Below are 22,891 nucleotides of genomic sequence, written 5' to 3'. Positions count from 1 at the left end.
AATATAGAAACTTGGAGGCTGTCCTAAAATTCAAATCATTTCTGCACTTGGATAACTGGTAGTGTTAACTTTAAATTCAGACCGTAACTTTTTCGAAATTCATGTACATATTGATTTCCACCCTGAGGAGACGGTGTCTTAGAAGGGGGATCCCAACCTGCGGAAAGCCGAACCCGGACGCTCTGACATGCCGTGTAGTTCGCAGTTATCTGCCTGCAACACGTACAGTTTTAAGTTTGGGGGGCGAAGCTCAGAGATGAAGACTGCTATGAAGTGCGGGGTGTCCCTGCTATGTCATCACTCTGATTTTGTTCTTTGATGGGAAATAAGAAATCCTTTAACTGACATTATTAAATAAAAAATGTCCTATAAAGATAGGATGACTATGTTGCAGTCCACACATAACGCTAAAATTAATGGATTTATAAAAAGTGTAATTAGTTGAGCGAATAACTATAATTTAATCCTTCAAGGAGACTGCAAGTCGTGAATAACAGCACATCAAAAAGGTCACCACTTCTATTCTTTGTATTGGTTTACGCTCTTTCTATTCCACTTTGGGTGCTTAATGCAATTTATCCGATGAAGCTTCCAGTGGATAATCTTCCCATGACAGACATTGTGGCCACCTTTTCCCCAATGGTAGCGGCATCCATCCTTGTGTACCGGGAAGAGAAACTTTTAGGGGTAAAGAATCTGTTGAAAAGAGCCTTCGATTATAAGAGGATCACGAAAAAAGTCTGGTATGTTCCCATCATTTTCTTGATGCCGTTTATCTACGTGCTGACCTACGTGATAATGCGTCTCGTCGGGCTACCGGTCCCAGCTGTTTGGAACCCGCCCCTTCTGACACCGCTCCTCTTTATTGCGTTCTTTTTAGCCGCTGCAGGTGAAGAGCTTGGCTACTCGGGATACGTCACCGATCCTATGCAAGTCCGGTACACCGCACTGACAGCCAGTCTCATCATTGGTTTGATCCATGCGGTATGGCATTTCCCGTCGATGCTTTCAATGGGCATGACTCCGGGATTGTTTATATGGGGAGGATTTGTACTGGCCGTTAGTTTCCGGATTCTGACTATCTGGCTTTATAACAACACTGGAAAAAGCGTCTTTGCAGCCATACTCTTTCATGCCGTGACCAATACTGGAAGGAGCATATTTCCCGGTAGTCGTTCAGCCTTCCAGCTGTACGACGGGGCTATCGGCTATGGGCTCATTGCTATCACGGCTGTGATCGTGGTGTTCTTATGGGGGCCAAAGACATTAACTCGGTTTAGATATGCTCGCAAAGCGGCGTGATTATCCAGAGAAAATTATCATAAAAAACTTTACAGCTCTTTCTTTGTTCCATTCTGAGAGCGGACATCCCGGAAAGGGGGTCCCAACCTGCGGAAAGCCGAACCCGGACGCTCTGGCATGCCGCGCAGTTCGCGGCTATCTGCCTGTCACACGTACAGGTTTTCCGCGTATAAAGGTTTGGGGACGAAGCCTGGAAATGAAGACTTTTACGGAGTGCGGGGTATCTCCACTGTGTTTTTCTCCATACCTGTGAATATTTTTTGGATATTTATGTTCAGGAAAACACCATGAAACGAAATATTTTTAAGATGTATAATCTATGTTTCCTTAGATAAACTGGAACTTTTGAGGGCACTTTTTGAACATTATTGAAACCGTAATGCATCATGCAAAAAACCGTGATCTTATTACGACTAATCATTTTCTCGAAATGCTGGAACTACGCCAGAACGGTATAGTCCCAGATTTTGATGGAATTTGTGTTTTAATGGCAACTCAAGGTCCTGTAAAAATAGAAGAACAAACAGACGGTAAATTTAAGCTCTTCTACAGCATAGATGACAAATATGATTTGATCATAGTAATAGTTTGTATAATTGCCAGTCCCAGTAAAGTTAGGTTAATAACTGTTCACCAACAGGAATCAAAAAGGAGATCGGGTGAGAATGGATAAGGATCATCGATATATTGATTTTTGGAATTATGATTTTGAAACGGATATTTTCTTTTTCCGTGATAAAAGTCAAAAATATCATTCTTCTGTAGAAATGGGAGATTTGGTATTAGACCTTGGGATAGATGGATCTCCTATTGGTGTAGAATTACTTAATGCCTCTAAAAACTTTGGTGTGTCAAAACTTTTATTGAGTGGCACTACCAGTTTTAAATCCCTTGTTACGATTTCGAAAACAGATATAGAAGTGACAATAACTGTGTTCGCTAAATTTAGAAATGCTAATGTTGAAAAAGTAAGCGTTTCGCGTGGAATTAACAATATGAACTTGCAAGCTGGTCAAATTGCTATGGCTTGTTGAAAAATAATAATTTGATCTCCTTTTTTTCTTTATTTTTTCTCCCTTCTATGCTATTTTTATAGAGGTATCCCGGACACAAGCTTGGAACTGCAAACAATCGAACCCGAACACTCTGGAATGATGTCATTCTGGCGTGGCGAAGCCTATCTGCCTGCTATGCGTAAAGACTGGCTTTCACATAACGATCAGGGCTTTTGACTGAGATTTTTTTAATTGTAGAGACTAAATGCTTAAACTTGGCTAAGGGCCTGTGGTTAACATAAAATCTGTAATTAGTAAAATATAATATGTTTAAATTCTAAAATGAATTAATGGTCTGTTAAAGTTTTTTAATTTTCTAATAAGGTTTTCTATTACGCTTACATAGATAGACAATAAATAGAATTATAATTCTAGAGAGACAGCGAGAACGTGTTTAATTTAAATACACTTAAAGATAATGAATTAGCGATTTTCGCAGGTGCTGGGATTTCAAAAAACTCTGGATTGCCTTTAGCACATGATTTGGAAATATCTATTTTAAATAAAATAATGTTGGAGAAAGAAGACGTCGAAGAGATAATTAGCTCTAAAATGCCTTTTGAATATTTTGTACATAATTTAGCTTCAGATGCGGATGAGAAAATTTTTCAAATTTTTAGATATGGAGAGCCAAACACAAATCATGTACTAATTGCAAAATTAGCAAAATTAGGCATCGTTAAAACAATATTAACTACAAATTTTGATCTTCTCTTTGAAAAAGCATTAATAAAAGAAGGACTTGAGTTTGTAATTCACTATGATGACGATGATTTTTCAAAAATCGACTTCAAAAACAAAAAAGGCAAACTTAATTTGTTTAAAATTCACGGAAGTGTAGAGAGATATGATTCCTTGTTAAACACTGTGAATAAGGTTGGTCAAGGATTAACTAAAAACCAAAAAAAGATTATGGATTACGTTTTTTTGGGTGGATCTCACAGCAAAATTCTAGTTTTAGGTTATAGCTGTTCAGATAAATTTGATATAAATCCATATCTAAACAATTTATTAAGTAAAAATAAGGAAGTTATTTTTGTTAAGCATAAAAGTCTTGATGAAATTATATCCCCAAAAGAGTTAACAAAAATAGATGTTAACAATCCTTTCTATAACTTTGATGGAATATGTATAAAATGCAATACTGATGTTTTTATAAAGAATTTGTGGAAGATGTATGAGAAAGATATTGGAAACTTTATTTATTTGAAAAGGACTGTGAATTGGGAAACTCATCTGAAAGCTTGGACAAGACAAATTAATAATAACGGAGTAAGGGAAATTTTCGCCGGAAAAATGTTTACTTCGATTTCTAATTATCAAAAAGCTGAAAAATATTTCAAGAAATCTATAAAGATTAGTAAAAGGCGTAAGAACTCATTTGGTCCGCATGACTGTCATTTATCTTTAGGATTTATTTTTCATATGTTACATAAACTAAATGAGGCACTTTTTCACTACAATAAAGCCTTAGAAGAACTTAATATCTATGATAATGGTTATCAACTTAAAGCTCAGAGGATTAACTGTTACGTAGGCATTGGAACCATATACACCGAGCTTAAGGATTACGTAAAAGCTTTTGAAAATTTCAATTTAGCTATAAAAATGTATAATTCACAGGAGGATTCTAACCTTGGAGTGGAAGCTAACATTCTCATGGCAATTGGAAACTACTACAAGGAACTAGGAGATTTTGATAATGCTTTAAGAAACTTAAAAATATCATTAGATATCAGGACAAAAAATGGAGAATTAATTGGAATTGCACGGTGTTATGTAAGTTTAGGAAATTTACATAAAGAAAAACAACCTTTAGAATCTATTGAATATTTCAAAAAAGCAATGGAATGTTTCAAAGAATTAGGCATGTATAATGAAGTTGGTATCTGCTATTCAAATTTAAGTGCACCATACGGCTTTTTGAATCAAGTTGAAATCGAGTTAAGTTGTCTTAAAGAGGCTGAAAAAATATTTGTTCAATTAAAAAATATAAGTAATTTGATGATTGTTTTAAATAATATTTTTATTTATGCATCACGTGAAAATGATCACAAACTATTGAAAGAATATGAGGAAAAAATTAATATCGTAAATTCAGGAAAATTTTATTCTTTAAATCAATTAAATGTTTATTAAGCTACAATTTTCAACTATTTTAAGTTAACAAAATTTTTTTTCATGTAATCATCTTGAGCTAATGTGAAGTAAAGTTTCTATGAGTTTATCCGTAAAAAAATGCTATGCTGCGTCAATCCTAAAGGGTCGAATGATTCGAATAGTTGTAGCCAATTTTATACGACATTTAATCGTTGACACGACACTAGTTTTTCTCTTCCCTTCTAGACTAGTAGATAGTACGAAAATAGTACAGAATTTATATATAACTTTTTCAGGTTCTCCGGTTGTTATTTTTCTTTGCCAAAAAATGCCGGAAATGATCCTTGATGAAGCAAAAGTAATAATAAACATCTAAATTAGTCCTCTTGAGCGAGCGAAGTGAGCGAAAAGGACGGCGTACTCCCGAGGCGCAATTCGGGGAACAAATACATTAATAATGAGTTATGACTATTCACCTACGTTTCAGCTTCATTCTTATATTTACGTTTAATTTACCCTCTAATTAGGTGAATTTATGTCTTTAGCAAATCTCAGAACGCATTATACAGCCGATATCAAACCGGATAAGGTTGATAACGGTCAGAAAGTTACCCTTGCAGGCTGGGTCCACGAGGTAAGAGACCTCGGAGGAATCTGTTTTGTCGTGCTCAGGGACAGGGAAGGAAAGGCTCAGGTTACACTTGTAAAGAAAAAAATAGACAAAGAGCTCTTTGAGACCGCAAAAAGGCTTGTTCGCGAGTCCGTAATCTCAGTAACCGGCACTGTCAAGTTTGAAGAAAAAGCCCCGAACGGCTATGAACTTCTCCCTGACGAGATCAATATCCTGAACGTGGCAGGTTCCCCCCTTCCCATGGACACTACCGGAAAGGTGGAAGCCGAACTCGATACAAGGCTTGATTCTCGCTTTATTGATCTGAGAAGAGCTGAGACAACTGCAGTTTTCAAGATCAGGCACGAATCCCTTCAGGCTATCAGGGAATTCTTTGTAAAGAACAACTTTATTGAAACCGCAACCCCAAAAGTCGTCGCTACGGCAACAGAAGGAGGAACCGCCCTTTTCCCGATTACTTATTTTGACAGGGAAGCTTTCCTCAACCAGAGTCCCCAGCTTTTCAAGCAGATCCTCATGGGAGGCGGCTTTGACAGAGCCTTTGAAATCGGGCCAATCTTCAGGGCAGAAGAGCACGATACCCGCAGACACTTAAACGAAGCCACTTCCATTGACGTTGAGGTCAGCTTTGCAGACCACTTCGATGTAATGGAGATCCTGGAAAACCTAGTGGCTTATGTTTATACACAGGTAATCGAGAACTGCAAATCCTCCCTTGAAGCTCTCGGGGTTGAACTGAAGGTACCGAAGACTCCTTTCCTGAAACTTACCTATGATGAAGTAATCGAGATCATAAACAGCCGCTCGGAAGAGAAAATGCACTGGGGAGATGACCTGGGCACTCTTGGAGAGCACACAGTAGGAGATTATGTCTACGAGACCACAGGCGAGTCCCACTACTTCATTATTGACTGGCCCACGGAAATCAAACCTTTCTATGCCATGCCTTACGAGGACAGGCCTGAGTTCAGCAAGTCTTTTGATATGATGCACCGCACAATGGAACTTTCTTCAGGAGCCCAGCGTATTCACATTCCTGCTCTGCTCAAAAGCAGGATTGAGTCACAGGGCCTGAACCCTGACGGCTTTGAGTTCTACCTTAAAGCCTTCGAATACGGAATGCCTCCACATGCAGGATGGGGAATGGGTTGTGAACGTTTTGTTATGACCATGCTCGGAACTGACAATATCAGGGATACCGTGCTCTTCCCAAGGGACAGGAGAAGACTTTCTCCCTGATCCCAAATTTTTCTCTTTTAAGCTTGAAAGGACTTCCTGTTCTGAAAGTTGTTGCATTTGTTAATCTTTTTAGTTAGTCTCTTTAGTTAATCTCTTTAGAGCTGAAAGGTGGAACATAAAATGACTGAAAGAAATACTTCTACTGATTCTCCTGAAAAACGGGCGGCAGGAATTGCTGCAGCAGGGCTTGTCAGCTCAGGAATGGTTGTCGGGCTCGGTACAGGCTCAACAGTTGCGTATACAATAAAAGAACTGGGGCGCAGGGTGAAGGAGGAAGGGCTTGATATCCTGGGGGTTGTTACATCCTATCAGTCCGAAATGCTGGCGATAGATGCCGGAATCAGGCTGACCACCCTTTCCCAGAACCCTGAGCTGGATATCGCCATTGACGGAGCTGACCAGATCGACTCCGAACTCCGTGCCATTAAAGGAGGAGGGGCGGCTCATACAAGGGAAAAAATAGTTTCTATGTCTGCAAGACGGTTTGTGGTTGTTGCCGACGAATCGAAAACGAGCACGCAGCTTGTTAAACCCGTACCTGTGGAAATTCTGCCCTTTGCAAAAGAACTTGCAATAAATAAAATCCGAAATCTCGGAGGGGAACCGAAACTCAGGTCTGCTGTAAAAAAAGACGGGCCCGTAATAACGGATAATGGGAACTTTATCCTTGATGTGGAGTTTGGTACTATAAAAGATCCTGAAGCCCTTGCTCTTCAACTATCTGCAATTCCCGGAGTAGTTGAGCACGGAATTTTTTGTAATGTTGACGAGCTTTATATAGGAAAGAAAGATGGATCTGTAAAAACTGTCCCGAGGCAGAAGTAAACAGGCTCGTGACAGGTTCATAACAAATTCGCTCAAAAATCGCACAGAACCGGATATTTCACATAAAAGTATCTCGCGTAAAAGAATAAAATCTCATATAAAAGAATGAGAATTCAAAAGAGCAAGAATTCAAAAAAGCAGGCAGGATAGAAAACTGCCTTTTTCTTCTTTAGAGGATAACAGGAAGCGGAAACAGTATTCTTTTTGTAAAATAACAGGTCTTACCGGCATATTTTTATAGAAGTATTATCAGTAATTTCCTGATCAATTACTACCTGCAAGTCAAACAGACTGTGCAAAACAGGGTGCCTGGTTTCGAGGCACTGGATAAATCAGCCGCAAGCAAGAAAACAACTTCAAATTATCAATTATTTGTCCTTCAATTCGTACTATGTATTTTCAGGAGGTTTTGTTCAGATGGATAAAGGTGGCCAGCCAATCTTTATAATAGACCCGAGAAAAGAACAAACAAAGGGAAAAGACGCGCTCAGCATGAATATTGCAGCTGCAAAGGCAGTAGCAAACATAGTTAAGAGTACTCTTGGACCCAGAGGCATGGACAAGATGCTTGTAAACCCTCTGGGAGATATCACCATCACAAACGACGGTGCCACTATCTTACACGACATGTCTATCGAGCACCCAACAGCCAAGATGATTGTGGAGGTTGCCCAGTCTCTGGAAAGTTCTGCAGGAGATGGAACTACAAGTGCTGTTGTGTTCACGGGCGCCCTGCTGGAAAAAGCAGAAGGTCTTATTGAAAAGGGAGTGCATCCGACAGTGCTCGTTAAAGGTTACAGACTTGCAGCAGAGAAAGCTGTTGAAGTCTTTGAGAACCTGGCAGTTCCTGCAAAAGACAGAGAACTGCTTATTAAAACTGCCAGAACATCCATTACAGGCAAAGCTTCCGAGAAGTACAGCAATTTGATCGCAGAAATTTGTGTGGATGCTGTGCTTGCTATTCACGAGGAAGGAAAAGCTGACCTTAAAAACATTATCCTCACAAAAGATATCGGTGGGCTTGTTGACGATACTGAGTTCGTAGAGGGCATTGTGATCGACAAGGTTGCCCTCGATAAAAATTTCCCGCTCAGGATTGTAAACCCCAATATTGCACTTGTTGATACTCCTATGGAGACTGCAAAAACTGCAAACAAAGCAAAGCTTCAGATAAGCACTGTAAGTGATATAGAAAAGTTCGTAAAGCAGGAAGATGCAGCTCTCTTTGAAATGGCGGATTACATAATCAGAGCAGGTGCAAACGCTGTTTTCTGTTCCAAAGGTATGGATGACAAGGTCGCAGCTTACCTCCAGAGCAGAGGCATATACGCAACCCGCAGGGTGAAAAATGACGACATGCAGCACCTTGCAGATGCTACTGGAGGCAGACCTGTCCGGAACATAAAGGAACTTACGGAAAAAGAACTCGGGCATGCCGGGCTTCTTGAGCAGGACAGGGACGACGACCAGGGTAAAACCTACCTCAGGGACTGTAAAGGAGCAAAATCGGTTTCAATCGTTCTTCGCGGCGGAACCGAGCATGTGGTGGACAATCTGGAAAGGGCAATCGATGACGCTCTCAGGGTTGCAAAATGCGTCGTCGAAGACGGCAAAATTGTCGCTGGCGGTGGAGCTTCGGAAATGGAAGTTGCACTCTCACTCCGTTCTTATGCTACCAGTGTAGGTGGGCGTGAACAGATGGCAATCATAGCTTTTGCCGAGGCTCTTGAAGAGATTCCGAGGACGATTGCAAGAAACGCAGGTCTTGACGCTATCAACTCAATCCTGACCCTCCGTGCAAAGCATGCGGAAGACAAAAATGCCGGCTTAAACATCCTTACAGGCGGTGCTGAAGATATGCTTGAGAAAGGCGTTGTTGATCCTCTCAGGGTAAAGGTCAACTCCATCAAGGCAGGTTCCGAAGCTGCGGCAATGGTGCTTCGTGTTGACAGTATGCTCCGCGCCCAGCGTGCCGATATGCAGGAAGTCAAACCCGAGCATATGGCAAGCACCTACGAAGGTATGTCTGCACCTGCACTTAACATGCGCAGATAAAACTGATATTCTGATTAAGTAGATCCTTTTCAGTTGTTAAACTGAAAAGGAAACGGTCTTTTTATTGCAAAAAAGCTGCAAATTTTTTTGCGGTCTCTATTCTGGAAAAACTTTTAAGGGAACAAAAGCGTGACCCTTTCATATTTTCGATTTTTCTCAATATTTCTTATTTTTGTCTCTTTTCAAATTTACTTTTCTTCTCTACTACTTATTCAGTTATTTTTATCATTAAACTACCATTAAACTAACTCAATTATATATGTAAATATTTTTATATCCAGATTAAAGCCGCTTGAGATGATTTAGTGTCCAGCTTTTGGCTGACCATAAACTCAATTCACAGGAATTTTTCAAGATACAGTATCCGATCCCCAGAAAATTGGGGACAAATTAATTAGACCAATCAACAAGGCCCTGATGAGTGAACCCCGGTCAATTGAATCTTAATCAACCGGATCACAGAATAAATAGGCTCCTGAAAGGACTCAATTGAAAAAGAGTTTTAACTGCCTGTTAAACTTTATTTTTGATTTTGCAGGTTCGAAGCTCTTAAGTTCTCTTAGTAGAAGAAAACCCCCTGAAGAGGTAGTGGAAAGTGTACTGCAATAAGTGCGGATTAAAAATAGATTCGGAAGACCTTTTTTGTTCAGGCTGTGGAAACAGGATAAAAAATAAACCGGACACAGATAATTCTAAGTATGAAATCAGAAACTTCAAGTCCGAAAACTCTACTTCCAGAGAACTCGATTATGCAAAAGCTTTAACCTCCTTTTTTGATTTCCGTAGAATGCATGTTCAGAACTTTGTTCTAAAGGGTATATGGACTGTAGCCTTAATTTGCGTTTTAGGAGTTTTACTGACTGCGTATTCAACTTTTGCTCTTGAGTCTGGTAAATCTCCGGAGGCAGGCATCCCGAATTCACAGGAGAAAGTACAGGCTGACAAGAATATCCGGTTATGTGAACAGATAGCAGCTGATTACTGCAACAGCCATACCTATTCAAAAGATGATATTTATGACTGCGACAATATGGCTCAGGATATCTGGAACATGTTAAAGGCAAAAGGCATCAATGCAAGAATAGCAGTGGGCAGTTTTGATTCTGCAGGCAATAATAGAATCGCAAACGGAAATACTGTCCATAAAGGCTCTGGTTCAGGTAATCTCGGAGAAATCAAAGTTCCTAATCATATCAATGGAACTGTGAATCTCTCAAACTCAAGCACAATTGATAGTCTCAATCATGCGTGGGTTCTGGCTGAGGTTTCACCTGGTTCATGGTTAGCTATAGAATGTACCGGTGGATATACCGTTTACAGCAATGAAAATGAAAAGTACTACCAGGGACTTACCTTCAGTAACCCGAAGAACTACAGAAGTTTTCTTGCTCTCTACAGGGACTGGAAAGCAAAGTCTCTTGACTATGAGAACGAGAGGTCGTACTATAACGAGCTTATAAGTTCATACAACAACGCAAGCCAGTCCGAAAAGACCTCCATGGAAAGCGGGATTGAAGTTGCTCAGCGCACACTTCATGAAAAAGAGAAGGCTTTCCTTAAAACAGATTCGGAACTGAATGCTTTACTCAGGTACGGATAAGTATTGCTTTTAAACAATGGCTTTCAATGCTTTTGTCCATGTTTAAAGACTTCCTTCTCAGGAGGGAAGTTACTTTTTCTTATCGATAATCAGCAGACAAGCTCTCAGATTTCCCCGTAAAAGCGGCGGTAATCCTCTATAGCTTTTCTTGCCTGTTCTGGAAATTCTTTTTTCAGATATTCGATGAATTCGTCCCTTGACTCAGTCTCTTTGAGAACTTCGATAATGCTGGCAGTAAACTCCCTTGACTCCGGATTTTTTTTCTGGATCTCAAAAGAGAGACAAAGAGCTTCTTTTGGAAAATATTTTTTCCGGACCCAGGGAGAAACCGAACCCAGCAGCACTCCTGCTTTCAGGATGCTGTAGGCGGGGATTCCTATCCTTTCCATCCTGTCTCTTCCTGCAAGTTTCTCAAGATTTTCTCTGGAGTACGAGTGCAGCTCAATGTAAATTTCAGGGTTGAGGGTTTCAATGGCTTCAAGTATACCTTTTCCCATTACTGGGTAGTAGGCCGGATCCAGAGTGGAGATATATTCTCCTCTTCGGACTAGAGGGATCAATGCAAGAGTACCTCTTTCAGGAGGCTTTATTTTCATCAAAATTTCCGTTGTGTCTTTCCACTCATCTCCGTGAAGCCCTGCAACAAATAGACGAACAGGTTCTCCGTGTCCGTAAACCTTCAGTCCGATTTCATCAGCGTACATATCCGTAAAGTTATACCTATCCGAAGAGAAACAAGATTTTTCATTAGCTGTCATCAGTTTGAATCCCTTTTTATTCTTTTTCTTCAGGTGATTCTTTTTCTTCAGGCAGAGGTTTCCTTGCAACTACGTAAATTTCCTGCTTTTCAGAACTGATGACCTGCTGGATTTCAAGTCCCAGGTTCTCGATCCTGCTCAGGATCGGTTTTGGGTTTTTCTTTTTTGGAATTTTTATTACCTGAAGCAGCCTTCCTCCTTCTTTCAGGAGAGGGAGCATTCTGGAAAGAGCTTTGATTGAGTCCTCAGGCTCAAGAGTCATATCCGAGAGAATAACATCTACGGGCTCCTCAGAGAGCTCTTTAAGAGGTATGGTGAATACATCCCCGAAAATTACTTCAACATTATCCCGCTCATATGCTATTTTTCCGAGCTCGCTCCTGAAATCCCTGCTAAATTCTATGCCTTTTACATGATCCGCAATCTCTGAAGCAAAAAGGAGAAAACCACCTGCGCTTGACCCGAGGTCAAGAACCCTGTCTCCGGGTTTAAGGATCCCGCTCTCTTCCTGAACAAACCGGAGTTTGAAATAGCCCTGTGGCTGGTCAAGACCCTCGGCAACTTCTATTGTATCGTCTATTGAGACATCTCTGGAGACTTTTGTTACTACAGTACCGTTAACCTTAACGTTTCCGTCAAGAATTGCAGTCTTGGCTCGTCCCCTGGACTTGAAGTGTCCCATATCTACAAGGTATGCATCCAGTCTCATGGGGCATTGTATCGGCAGAGCCTGTATATATAAGTAGCAAGTAACAAACAGGCAGAATACAAGAAATGTAGAAAAACTTTAATAAATTACAGGTTCAGAAGCCTTTTCATGGAAGAATAATCAAAAGCATATATTTTTCCTTTTTTAATTCGGCCAGTAAATGAAGTTTATCTGACGTTTATACAATTTCGAAATTAATTGCAGCTTTATTATTTATTGGGAATAAATAGGTATTTATTTAAATGACAATCTCAGTTTATTTAATAACTCGAACGTTCATTTGAAGAAAACGTCCGTTTTAAGAGATGGTGTACAAAAAAATGCTTAAAAAATTTACTTCATTATTCCCTCTATGGGCAATACTCCTATCTGTAGTAGCATATGCGTATCCTGAGTATTTTGCCCCTCATAATAATCTTATTGTGCCTTTCCTGAGCCTGATTATGCTTGGGATGGGAGTCACACTGTCGGTGGACAGTTTCCTTGCAGTTCTAAAAAAACCTTCTGTGGTCTTTCTGGGCACACTGATGCAGTACACCCTTATGCCTCTGGCTGCGTGGATAGTCTGCATGGCATTAAAACTGCCTGCCGACCTTATGGCGGGTGTGATCCTGCTTGGCTGCTGTCCCGGAGGCACGGCTTCAAATGTTATCTGCTATCTTGCAAAAGGGGACGTTGCACTCTCAATAGTGCTCACATCTGTCTCCACAATGATTGCCTTTATCGCAACACCATTCCTTACCTGGCTCTTTATAGGGCAGATAGTAGAAGTTGACGTTACAGGCATGCTTATAAGTGTCGTAAATATTGTAATTGTGCCTGTAGTGCTCGGGCTTGCGATCAATTATTTCTTTGAAGCACGGATAAGGGCTGTCAGGGATCTCTTTCCGGCAATTTCAGCCGCTGCTATAGTAATAATAATTGCCATAATTATAGGGACAAACAGCGAGAATCTTGAACAAAGTGGTCTGTTAGTCCTGCTTGCAGTGATCCTGCACAACAGCCTCGGGCTTGCAAGCGGTTACGGGATTGCAAAAGCCCTGAAGCTCAGCGAAAAAGAAGCAAGAACTCTGGCAATCGAGGTAGGAATGCAGAACTCGGGCCTCAGTGTTGCTCTTGCGATAAAACATTTCACTGCTGCGGCAGCTCTTCCGGGTGCAATCTTCAGCATCTGGCACAACCTGTCCGGAGCTTTCCTTGCAGGTCACTGGGCAAAAGAACCAGTACACGATACCGATAAAAGTGAAATGCCCCGAATCAGCGGGCATATAAATTAAGAAATTGGGGTAAAACCTCAACGGGTTTTGAAGTAGAAACGAACAAGGGTTGGAAAATCGAGGAAAAAATTCCAGGGTCTGCAACGTAGTTTCCTGGAATCTTTTCCTTTTCACTTTAACTTTTTTTACTTTATTTTTAACTTCACTTTACTTTTCAATACCGAAGGTCTGTGAGGTTGATAGTTTTGATTCGGGTGCGTGGAAATACTTTCTTTCAGGACTAAAATGTGGAGATCTTGTTCATGCCTTGGGTAAAAAGTAACAAGGAAGCTAATTTCAATCCATTGAAGAGGCTCTTTGTGAGTTGTAGTAGAGCTCATCCCAAAACCAATTTTGTTCTCAAAAATAAGTAAATTTCCAGAACTATTTTCCATAATCTAAAATTCGAATGATTATTAGGAATAAGGGATTCAGAGATGCATTTTTGAGTTTTGGGATCAGCTCTTAGTATTAGCATATTATAGCTGTCACTTTATTGGTATTCAGGGTAAATGGCTTATCTGCCTTTGCATTTTTCTTCGTGTAATACAAACTTCCCTTAGAAAACTCACAACTTTTTCCAATCAGAATAAGAAATATTCAGGATCTTTTGCCTGAGTTTAATGGGAATCGACACTCTAACCCTCAAATTCAGGGCTAACAAAATCAAGTTATTTGGTTTTTTTCTGTCAGTCAATGGCAGAATTCTTTAACTTCTAAAAATAAAAGAACGGCCAGATACTACTAGATAGAAATTATGCATTTAAACTGAAGAACTGTAAAACCAAACCACTTAATGTCTAAAATGTAAATTTAAGCCATAATGTTTAATGTACTTGATTGTACATCGAACGCGTAAGTCTTATGAGATAAAGTACTATTTTTAAGGTCAATTTGTACCTGAATTTCGTAAAAGTCCACTATCTAAACTTAAAGTTAACATTACTTATCATCCAGTTGTGGAAATGATTTGAATTTTAGACAACCTCTCAGAAAATACTAAAAAACATCATTAATATAAAATTATTGTATGACTTTGAAACATTTCATGTGAAGGTATTTTTGTTCCGAAAACTATTTTTGATATCATTAACTTAAAATAAATATGGGGTAATTGTTTATTATTGTAACTTTGAGCGAACAGATCAACAGGAATGAGAAAGGAACTGCAGAATATGTAAGTAAAAATTGCCTTAAAGAAATTGATCATGTTTCGAACCGGTATGCCTGGGGAAGCGTATTTCCAGAGCAACGTATCGAAGGACACGGTAGAAGGAACATAACTCTTTCGGGCTTTTGTACCTGATCCTGTACTCAAAGTACGTCCTGGTAGTAGTCAATCTATTGTTTTTGAGTGTGCAGTCCGAATGGACAGGGCACTTTTAAAGGGGGAATGTTATGTCAGTAAAAATCGAATGGCAAATCTTTACAGCAGAAGCCCGGAGTAATGGCACATGGAAGTCGAACAGCCCAGCCCTTGCAGAGCTGCTCAACGCCATAGCAGGTCAGGAAAAGATCAGAGAACCCACTCTGAACATCGAAGAGTCTATGGCACGTCTGGCCATAAGGGGGCTGCCATATTTCAAAATAACCGAGAGTACCTCAGAAACACCGGGGGGAAAAAATTTCCGAAACCTGCATGCTAAAAACACCGATTCGAAAGTAGTATTCGTTTAAAAGAGGGTGTCCTCTGTTAAGTAGTTATTGAGGGTGTCCTCTGTTAAGTAGTTATTATTTCCGAATGACCATAAATAGCATCTCGCATTTTTCTTTCCACCCGCCGCGCTCCGCTTGAACCCGCCTGCGTACGGTAGATAAAAATAAAATCATTAGCCGCACCGGGAAGTCTGACCCCGGAATATCAGCCGTTTGGCTGAAGACAGCCCATTTTTTGTAAAAATGCAGAAATACTGGCAACTCTGTACTTTCATACCAATTTAATATTTTATTATTAAAATATTTCAAAGTAGATACATATTTATACAATAAACATAATTTACCCACTCATTATATGGCTGAAACCAAAAATTTTGCTCTTCTTGCATTTTCCCGATTAATTTCCTCCTCATTTTTTGGGGCGCTACCCCGGTTTCACAGGATCATTAATGCTACTTTGCAGGAGGAAAAGTTTCTCTAAACTGAAAGTATTGAACAAGAACAGGATAAAAATTAAAAATGAGAGCAATGAAAGATTCGTTTACGGTAGACCTGGTTTGATACATCTTAATTCGAAAATCATCTATTTTACTGACTAATACTTTCAGTCCGCTATATCACTTTATTAATAGAAAGGCTCACTTTTTGTCATATATGCTTAATTTTCACACATTTAGACCCTGATCATAATTCCCATACACTAAATTCTTACCTCAAATACCCATCACTAACCTCAAATATCCATCATTAAGTTCTTACTTTTAATATCCATAAATTAAATCCTCACCTTAAAATTCTCCTGCACTGAATTCTCATCTTAAGATTCTCATTAATCGATTCACTGATACAAGAAAAACCTGAGAGAAAGAAAATGAAAAATATCATCATTAAAGGGGCACGGGAACACAACCTGAAGGATATTACCGTAGAACTTCCACGGGACAAGCTCATTGTTATCACAGGCGTCTCAGGCTCTGGGAAATCCACTCTTGCTTTTGACACTATCTATGCCGAAGGACAAAGGCGTTACGTGGAGTCACTCTCTGCTTATGCGCGGCAGTTCCTCGGGCTTATGAATAAGCCGGACGTGGACAGCATTGAAGGGCTGTCTCCGGCAATTTCCATAGAGCAGAAGACCACCTCCAAAAACCCCCGCAGTACGGTGGGGACTGTCACTGAAATCTATGACTACCTCAGGCTGCTCTTTGCAAGGGTAGGGACACCTTACTGCCCTATCCATGACATAAAAATCGAGTCTCAGTCTCCGGAAAGGATTGCGGACAGCCTCAGCAGGGAGTGTGAGGGAACGGTCACAATCCTTGCACCCATAGTCCGCCAGAAAAAAGGGACCTACCAGCAGCTCTTCAGGGACCTGAACAGCGAAGGGTTTACCAGAGTAAGGGTAAACGGGGAGATCCACAGGACAGATGACGAAATCTCCCTTGACCGTTACAAAAAACATGACATTGAAGCGGTAATAGACCGTCTGGACCCTGCCGAAGACCGATCAAGGCTTGTTGAAGCCTGCGAAAACGCTCTTCAAAAAGCCGAAGGGCTCCTTATTGCTGTGGATTCGGAAGGAAAGGATCACCTGTACTCTTCGAATATGGCATGCCCTGTCTGTGGCATGGCTTTCGAGGAACTCCAGCCCAGGATGTTCTCCTTCAACAGCCCCTTCGGCGCATGTGAAGCCTGTAACGGGCTTGGGATTAAAATGGAGTTCGATCCTGACCTCATAATTCCGGACAAAAGCCTGTGTATTGCCGACGGAGCTGTTGCTCTTTACAGGAACTACCTTGACGGCTATCGGAGCCAGCACCTTGCAGCTGTTGCAAAACACTTTGGTTTTGATATCTTTACCCCTATAGAAGCCCTCTCGGAAAGGCAGTACAATGCACTTATGTACGGCTCGGATGAACGCATCCACTTTAACATGAGCATGAAAAACGGGGACGCCCAGTGGTCCCACAAAGGCACATGGGAGGGGCTTCTTCCGCAGTCAGAAAGGCTCTACAACCAGACAAAGTCCGAGTACAGGAGAAAAGAACTTGAAAAATTCATGCAGGTCCGCCCCTGTCCGAAGTGTGAGGGAAAACGCCTGAAAGAAAAGGTCCTTGCAGTCAAACTTGCCGGGAAGTCAATAGTGGATACTACAGACCTTTCCATTATCCAGTGCATCCAGTTTTTCGAAAACCTGAAACTCACCGAAAAAGAGCAGGAAATTGCAAAGCAGGTACTGAAGGAAATTCGTTCCCGCCTGGGTTTCCTTGAGCATGTGGGGCTTGGTTACCTCACCCTTTCCCGCAGTGCGGGCACTCTCTCCGGAGGAGAAGCTCAGAGGATCAGGCTGGCAACTCAGATCGGCTCAAACCTCATGGGCGTACTTTACGTGCTTGATGAACCTTCGATAGGGCTACACCAGAGGGACAACGAGCGGCTTATCCAGACCCTGCAGACCCTTCGAGATCTTGGAAACACTCTCATTGTAGTGGAGCATGATGAGGACACTATCCGGGCTGCGGATTATGTACTCGATATAGGTCCTGGCGCAGGAATACACGGAGGGTATGTGGTAGCCGAAGGGACGCCTGCGGAAATCGAGAGAAATCCGGAGTCTCTGACAGGCAAGTACCTCTCGGGAGAAAAACAGATAAAGGCTCCTGCTATCCGCCGACAAAGCGATTCCTTTATCCGGTTGAAAGGCTGCAGGGAAAACAACCTGAAGGATGTGGATGTAAATATTCCCTTGGGGCTACTCACGGTAGTTACAGGAGTTTCGGGTTCCGGAAAGTCCACCCTCATCTATGATACCCTTTACAAAGCCCTGATGAAAAAGATCAATAAATCAAATGTAACACCCGGAGATTATGATGATCTTATATTCGATTCCGAACTTGATAAGGTAATTGTTATCGACCAGAGTCCCATAGGCAGGACTCCCCGCTCAAATCCTGCGACCTATACCAAGGTCTTTGATGCGATCAGACAGGCTTTTGCCGAAACCAAGGAAGCCAAAATCCGCGGGTATAAAAACGGGCGTTTCTCTTTTAATGTAAAAGGAGGGCGCTGTGAAGCCTGTCAGGGTGAAGGACTGATCAAAATCGAGATGAACTTCCTGCCTGATGTTTATATTGAATGTGAAGAGTGCAAGGGTACGCGCTATAACCGGGAAACTCTGGATGTAAAGTATAGAGGCAAATCAATTGCCGAAGTTCTGGACATGACTGTGGAAGAGGCTGCAGAGCATTTCGAAAATATCCCTGCAATTAAAAACAAACTTGATACTCTTACACGCGTAGGGCTAGGATATATCAAGCTTGGGCAAAGCTCGACTACTCTCTCAGGAGGGGAGGCCCAGAGGATCAAACTTACCAGAGAATTATCTAAAAAAGGTACTGGAAAGACAATATATCTCCTTGACGAGCCCACAACAGGCCTGCATTTCCATGACGTTAAAAAATTGATCTCAGTCCTTAACGGGCTTGTTGCAAAAGGAAACACTGTTGTTGTAATCGAACACAACCTGGACGTTATCAAATCCGCAGACCATATAATCGATCTGGGCCCCGAAGGCGGGCACGCAGGTGGGGAGATTATTGCAACAGGTACGCCTGAAGAGATTGCCATGGTTCTGGAAAGCTATACCGGGCGCTTCCTTGCTCCCAGGCTCCTGGCAAAGGTAAACTCATACCTGGAGTCGGGAGCACAGCCTGTAGAGGCAGTTTTTGAAGAAGAGGAAGAATTTGAGATCGATTTTGAAGATCTCGAAGAAGACCCGGATGAAGACCTTGAAGAAGAGCAAGAGGAATTTGAGGACGGAGCAGACGAAGTATTTGAAGGACAGGTACTTTAAAAGATTCCCCTAAAAAAATAAAATCCAATGAAACCTGAAACCATATTTGAACAAAACAGATTTGAACGGGACGTGGTTCAAAAATGATTGATCTGGAAGCCCTTCCGCACCTTCCCGGCTGTTACCTCTTTAAGGATGAGGAAGGGACTGTACTTTATGTGGGGAAGGCAAAGGACCTTAAAAAAAGGGTGAGCAGTTATTTCCAGAAAAGGGACCACGATCCTAAAACAGCGAGCCTTATGCAGGCTGCCAGGGGCCTTGACTTCATTGTAACAAATACCGAGGTAGAAGCCTTTCTCCTTGAAAATACCCTGATCAAGAAACATTGGCCCAGGTATAATATCCTCCTTAAAGACTCAAAGCGGTATGCCTGCATCCATCTCACAGGGGAAAAATTCCCCAGGATCAGGATTGCACGGAAAAATACCGGAGAAGGGGAATTCTTCGGACCTTTCGTTTCTGCTAAAGAAAGGGACTATATCTATGAGGTCGTAAGAAAAACCTTCCAGCTCAGGACCTGCAAGAAAATGCCTTCACGTGCCTGCCTCCGCTACCACATAGGAGCATGCAGCGGGCCATGTATAGGCAGTGTATCCACTGAGGAATACGGAGAAAAGGTAAAGAAGGCTACTTCTGTCCTTAAAGGCAATATAAGGGAACTGATCGAGTCCATGGAAGCAGAGATGAAAGAGATGGCTTCCAGGCAAATGTTTGAGCAGGCAATGGCTCTCAGAGACGAGATTGCAGCCCTCGAATACCTCCAGGAAAAACAAAATATGGAGAGGCAGAAAAAGCACGATGAGGATATACTGAACTATATTGTCAGAGATAATACCGTCTATCTTATGCTTTTCAAGGTTTACAAGGGCACTCTGGAAGACAAGCAGGATTATGTTTTTGCCTTCGGCGAGGATTTTCTGGAAGAGTTTCTTGTACAGTATTATTCCAAAAATGACCCTCCTGAAGAACTGATTGTCCCCGAATCACTTGAAGAATCTCTTGTAGAGTTTCTGGCGCATGTGAAGGGAAAGAAAGTGAGAGTAACGGTTCCGAAGCAGGGAGAGAAAAAAGAACTTCTCGAACTTGTCCTGAAAAATGTTGAGATCGGATTTTTCGGGGACAGAAAAAAGCTTGAAGCCCTGCAGAACAAACTCTCCCTTCCCAGGCTTCCGAATGTTATCGAGTGCTTTGATATTTCCCATCTATCAGGCACGGCCACAGTCGGTTCAATGGTCCAGTTCAGGGGAGGCAGGCCTGATAAACACAACTACCGCCGCTTCAAAATAGAAGGTGTGGAAGGGATTGACGACTTCGCTTCCATTGCCGAGGTTGTGCGGAGGCGTTACTCCCGCCTGCTTGAAGACAAACATGAAATGCCTGATCTGATAATTATTGACGGGGGAAAAGGGCAGCTCTCTTCAGCTTTCCAGGAACTCCGAAAGCTCAGGCTCAGGATTCCTATTATCTCCATAGCCAAACGTGAAGAAGAAATTTATGTGCCAGGGCTTAAGTCCCCTCTCCCTATCAAAAAAGACGAGAAAGCCTCTCTCTTTGTCCAGGAAATTAGGGATGAAGCTCACAGGTTTGCAATCACCTATAACCGCCTGCTAAGGCAGAAATCACTAATACAGTAAAATCACTGATACAGTAATAAATGCAGTAATAATGCAGTAATCGATTCCAGATGCTTAAGAAGGTCTTGATTTCATGAAAGTTACCAGCCGGACACCCGAGGCGTTATCCGATAAAAAGTTCGAAACAATACACGATGCACATTACTGGGACAGCCCTCAGTTTAAACTGGTTTCCGATTTTGAGCCTAAAGGGTCCCAGCCGCAGGCAATAGAAAAACTTGTGGAGGGGCTGAAGAAAGGGGAGCAGTTCCAGACCCTGTTAGGGGTTACAGGATCCGGTAAGACCTATACAGTTGCAAATGTTATAAACCAGGTCAGAAAGCCGACCCTTGTTATCGCCCATAACAAAACCCTGGCTGCCCAGCTGTACAATGAGTTCAGGGAGTTCTTCCCTGAAAACCGCGTTGAGTACTTTGTCTCATACTATGACTATTACCAGCCTGAGTCCTATCTTCCTGCCAAGGACCAGTATATTGAAAAAGATGCCCAGATAAACCCGAAGATTGAGCAGATGCGTCTTGCAGCTACAGCCTCCCTGATGTCCAGGCAGGACGTGATTGTGGTGGCGTCGGTATCCTGCATCTATGGTCTGGGCAACCCTGAGAACTTCCAGAAGATGGGGTTTGAACTTAAGGTTGGAGATAAGGTTCAGAGAAAGGAAATCCTTGAAAAACTCATCGATATCCAGTTTGAAAGAAATGACCTTGAACTCATGCCAGGGCGCTTTCGAGTAAAAGGGGATACGATTGACATCATCCCCGGTTACTTCGATGATATCATTCGGGTAGAACTTTTCGGGGATGAAGTAGACCGGATTTCCGAAGTGGATAAGCAAACAGGGCAGCGGAAAGAAGACATGGACTATTTCTTCGTCTACCCTGCAAGGCACTATGTTATTCCTGAAGAGGAGCAGAAAAGCGCAATCCAGTCCATCCTTGAAGAGCTTGAAGAGCGCCTGCCCGAACTTGGGCTGCTCGAGTCCCATAGGTTAAAGCAGCGCACGCTTTATGATATGGAGATGATTCAGGAGACCGGCAGCTGCAAGGGCATAGAAAACTATTCGAGACACTTTGACCACAGGCAGCCCGGAGAGCAGCCTTTCTGCTTGCTTGACTATTTCCCTGATGACTTTCTCCTGGTTATTGATGAGAGCCATCAGACTATTCCCCAGCTTCACGGAATGTATAATGGAGACCGGTCCAGGAAAAAGAGCCTGGTCGATTACGGTTTCAGACTACCCAGCGCTTTTGACAACAGGCCGCTTAAGTTTGACGAGTTTGAAAAGTACATGAAAAACGTGATCTTTGTCTCTGCAACTCCTTCAGACTATGAGCGGGAACACTCCGCCCAGGTTGTAGAACAGATCATCCGCCCGACAGGTCTTGTTGATCCAGAGATTGAAGTACGCCCACTCGAGGGTCAGGTCAGGGACGTTATGCAGGAGATCCGGAAAATCGTGGATAGAGGAGATCGCGCCCTTGTGACCACCCTTACCAAAAAGCTCGCAGAAGAGCTGACTGAATTCTTAGCGAGAAATGAAATCAAAGCTCGCTATCTGCACTCGGACATCAAGACCATAGAAAGGACAGAAATCATCCGTGAACTGCGCCTTGGCAAATTTGATGTTCTTGTCGGGATCAACCTGCTCAGAGAAGGGCTTGACATTCCCGAAGTGGGCTTTATCGGAATCCTCGACGCAGACAAGGAAGGTTTCCTCAGGGACTCAAAGAGCCTCATCCAGATCATAGGCCGCGCAGCCCGGAACTCCAGTTCAAGAGTTGTCCTCTACGCCGACAACATGACCGATTCAATCAAAAAAGCCGTACAGGAAACCGAACGTCGCCGTGCAATGCAGATCGCCTATAACAGAGAACACGGCATTGTTCCGACAACCATTCGAAAACCCATACGGGAAAAAGTCGTAGATATCACAGATACCAAACATATCCCGAAGACCGATATTCCCAACGTGATTGTCGAGCTGGATGCAGAGATGAGAGAAGCTGCTGACAGGCTGGACTTCGAGCGTGCGATCCAGCTCAGAGAGCTAATAAAGAGGCTGGAAAAAGAAGTAAAAGCGGTATGAAGTGGATTGAGATGGCTGAGCCTTGGATGAAGTCAGCTATCTCACCTGCCCGCAAAGGAAATTAATTTTTCTTATTTGTCTCAATGTTAGTCCCAAAACATTATTAGTTAAAATATTTTACCAGAACTTTTT

Annotated in this window: 18 protein-coding genes; 15 read left to right on the top strand and 3 right to left on the bottom strand. The window is 42.1% G+C overall.

Going from position 1 to position 22,891, the window contains the following annotated elements:
* Positions 1-486: 486 nt before the first annotated feature.
* The 9 genes from MSHOH_RS11000 to MSHOH_RS10955 all read left to right on the top strand — a co-directional run bounded on the left by MSHOH_RS11000 (position 487) and on the right by MSHOH_RS10955 (position 10,807).
* Entirely contained in the window at positions 487-1,302 is an 816-nt protein-coding gene (locus MSHOH_RS11000) for a CPBP family intramembrane glutamic endopeptidase (RefSeq protein ID WP_048139627.1), read from the top strand.
* Between the two features lie 43 nt (positions 1,303-1,345).
* Positions 1,346-1,555 carry a hypothetical protein gene (locus MSHOH_RS10995; RefSeq protein ID WP_158024123.1) on the top strand — a complete coding sequence of 70 codons (210 nt, stop codon included), beginning with the start codon at positions 1,346-1,348 and terminating at the stop codon, positions 1,553-1,555.
* Between the two features lie 105 nt (positions 1,556-1,660).
* The gene (locus MSHOH_RS10990; RefSeq protein ID WP_048139623.1) at positions 1,661-1,975 is read left to right on the top strand and encodes a hypothetical protein; all 315 of its coding nucleotides are present in this window, start codon (positions 1,661-1,663) and stop codon (positions 1,973-1,975) included.
* Positions 1,968-2,336, top strand: a complete 369-nt coding sequence (locus tag MSHOH_RS22160; protein WP_052730822.1) for a DUF2283 domain-containing protein — start codon at positions 1,968-1,970, stop codon at positions 2,334-2,336. The genes MSHOH_RS10990 and MSHOH_RS22160 overlap by 8 nt, the downstream gene beginning before the upstream one ends.
* 411 nt (positions 2,337-2,747) lie before the next feature.
* Positions 2,748-4,496, top strand: a complete 1,749-nt coding sequence (locus tag MSHOH_RS10980; protein ID WP_048139621.1) for a tetratricopeptide repeat protein — start codon at positions 2,748-2,750, stop codon at positions 4,494-4,496.
* A gap of 496 nt (positions 4,497-4,992) precedes the next feature.
* Positions 4,993-6,327, top strand: coding sequence for an aspartate--tRNA(Asn) ligase (gene aspS, locus MSHOH_RS10970; protein ID WP_048139617.1), 1,335 nt, complete (start codon positions 4,993-4,995; stop codon positions 6,325-6,327).
* A 120-nt stretch (positions 6,328-6,447) separates the two neighbouring features.
* A complete protein-coding gene (gene rpiA / locus MSHOH_RS10965; protein ID WP_048139615.1) occupies positions 6,448-7,152 on the top strand; it encodes a ribose 5-phosphate isomerase A in 705 nt (234 codons plus the stop codon).
* A 417-nt stretch (positions 7,153-7,569) separates the two neighbouring features.
* Positions 7,570-9,207: a thermosome subunit alpha gene (gene thsA, locus MSHOH_RS10960; protein ID WP_048139613.1), complete on the top strand. Its 1,638-nt coding sequence runs from the start codon at positions 7,570-7,572 to the stop codon at positions 9,205-9,207.
* Between the two features lie 595 nt (positions 9,208-9,802).
* Positions 9,803-10,807, top strand: a complete 1,005-nt coding sequence (locus tag MSHOH_RS10955) for a zinc ribbon domain-containing protein (RefSeq protein WP_048139611.1) — start codon at positions 9,803-9,805, stop codon at positions 10,805-10,807.
* 104 nt (positions 10,808-10,911) lie between these two features.
* On the opposite strand, the gene MSHOH_RS10950 is transcribed toward MSHOH_RS10955, so the two are convergent.
* Together MSHOH_RS10950 and MSHOH_RS10945 are read right to left on the bottom strand one after the other, a co-directional pair.
* Positions 10,912-11,565: a DUF2119 domain-containing protein gene (locus tag MSHOH_RS10950; RefSeq protein WP_239451341.1), complete on the bottom strand. Its 654-nt coding sequence runs from the start codon at positions 11,563-11,565 to the stop codon at positions 10,912-10,914.
* Positions 11,566-11,581: 16 nt separating this feature from the next.
* Positions 11,582-12,274, bottom strand: a complete 693-nt coding sequence (locus tag MSHOH_RS10945) for a S4 domain-containing protein (RefSeq protein WP_048139609.1) — start codon at positions 12,272-12,274, stop codon at positions 11,582-11,584.
* A gap of 320 nt (positions 12,275-12,594) precedes the next feature.
* On the opposite strand from MSHOH_RS10945, the gene MSHOH_RS10940 reads away from it, so the two are divergent.
* The gene (locus MSHOH_RS10940) at positions 12,595-13,551 is read left to right on the top strand and encodes a bile acid:sodium symporter family protein (RefSeq protein ID WP_048143390.1); all 957 of its coding nucleotides are present in this window, start codon (positions 12,595-12,597) and stop codon (positions 13,549-13,551) included.
* A gap of 125 nt (positions 13,552-13,676) precedes the next feature.
* On the opposite strand, the gene MSHOH_RS24330 is transcribed toward MSHOH_RS10940, so the two are convergent.
* Entirely contained in the window at positions 13,677-13,925 is a 249-nt protein-coding gene (locus MSHOH_RS24330; protein ID WP_162197628.1) for a hypothetical protein, read from the bottom strand.
* A gap of 737 nt (positions 13,926-14,662) precedes the next feature.
* Between MSHOH_RS24330 and MSHOH_RS23735 the strand changes: the two genes are divergently transcribed.
* From MSHOH_RS23735 to uvrB, 5 genes are all read left to right on the top strand, one after another.
* A complete protein-coding gene (locus MSHOH_RS23735) occupies positions 14,663-14,836 on the top strand; it encodes a hypothetical protein (protein ID WP_162197627.1) in 174 nt (57 codons plus the stop codon).
* 92 nt (positions 14,837-14,928) lie between these two features.
* Positions 14,929-15,207, top strand: coding sequence for a hypothetical protein (locus MSHOH_RS10935; protein WP_239451340.1), 279 nt, complete (start codon positions 14,929-14,931; stop codon positions 15,205-15,207).
* Between the two features lie 850 nt (positions 15,208-16,057).
* Positions 16,058-19,039, top strand: a complete 2,982-nt coding sequence (uvrA, locus tag MSHOH_RS10925; RefSeq protein WP_048139604.1) for an excinuclease ABC subunit UvrA — start codon at positions 16,058-16,060, stop codon at positions 19,037-19,039.
* An 83-nt stretch (positions 19,040-19,122) separates the two neighbouring features.
* On the top strand, positions 19,123-20,673 hold the full coding sequence (uvrC, locus tag MSHOH_RS10920; RefSeq protein WP_048139603.1) for an excinuclease ABC subunit UvrC: 1,551 nt from the start codon (positions 19,123-19,125) through the stop codon (positions 20,671-20,673).
* A gap of 73 nt (positions 20,674-20,746) precedes the next feature.
* Positions 20,747-22,759, top strand: a complete 2,013-nt coding sequence (uvrB, locus tag MSHOH_RS10915; protein ID WP_048139601.1) for an excinuclease ABC subunit UvrB — start codon at positions 20,747-20,749, stop codon at positions 22,757-22,759.
* Positions 22,760-22,891 lie beyond the last annotated feature (132 nt).

This window comes from Methanosarcina horonobensis HB-1 = JCM 15518 (assembly GCF_000970285.1).
Lineage (GTDB): Archaea > Halobacteriota > Methanosarcinia > Methanosarcinales > Methanosarcinaceae > Methanosarcina > Methanosarcina horonobensis.
The sequence above is the reverse complement of the archived record's forward strand: the minus strand, read 5'-3'. Positions and strand labels throughout refer to the sequence as shown.

Excerpts from the sequence above, each read along its gene's own strand:
- MSHOH_RS10945 (WP_048139609.1), bottom strand. The coding sequence starts at position 12,274 with ATGAGACTGGATGCATACCTTGTAGATATGGGACACTTCAAGTCCAGG.
- uvrC (WP_048139603.1), top strand. The coding sequence starts at position 19,123 with ATGATTGATCTGGAAGCCCTTCCGCACCTTCCCGGCTGTTACCTCTTT.
- rpiA (WP_048139615.1), top strand. The coding sequence starts at position 6,448 with ATGACTGAAAGAAATACTTCTACTGATTCTCCTGAAAAACGGGCGGCA.
- MSHOH_RS22160 (WP_052730822.1), top strand. The coding sequence starts at position 1,968 with ATGGATAAGGATCATCGATATATTGATTTTTGGAATTATGATTTTGAA.
- uvrA (WP_048139604.1), top strand. The coding sequence starts at position 16,058 with ATGAAAAATATCATCATTAAAGGGGCACGGGAACACAACCTGAAGGAT.
- MSHOH_RS10935 (WP_239451340.1), top strand. The coding sequence starts at position 14,929 with ATGTCAGTAAAAATCGAATGGCAAATCTTTACAGCAGAAGCCCGGAGT.
- aspS (WP_048139617.1), top strand. The coding sequence starts at position 4,993 with ATGTCTTTAGCAAATCTCAGAACGCATTATACAGCCGATATCAAACCG.
- MSHOH_RS24330 (WP_162197628.1), bottom strand. The coding sequence starts at position 13,925 with ATGGAAAATAGTTCTGGAAATTTACTTATTTTTGAGAACAAAATTGGT.
- MSHOH_RS10950 (WP_239451341.1), bottom strand. The coding sequence starts at position 11,565 with ATGACAGCTAATGAAAAATCTTGTTTCTCTTCGGATAGGTATAACTTT.
- MSHOH_RS10940 (WP_048143390.1), top strand. The coding sequence starts at position 12,595 with ATGCTTAAAAAATTTACTTCATTATTCCCTCTATGGGCAATACTCCTA.
- uvrB (WP_048139601.1), top strand. The coding sequence starts at position 20,747 with ATGAAAGTTACCAGCCGGACACCCGAGGCGTTATCCGATAAAAAGTTC.
- thsA (WP_048139613.1), top strand. The coding sequence starts at position 7,570 with ATGGATAAAGGTGGCCAGCCAATCTTTATAATAGACCCGAGAAAAGAA.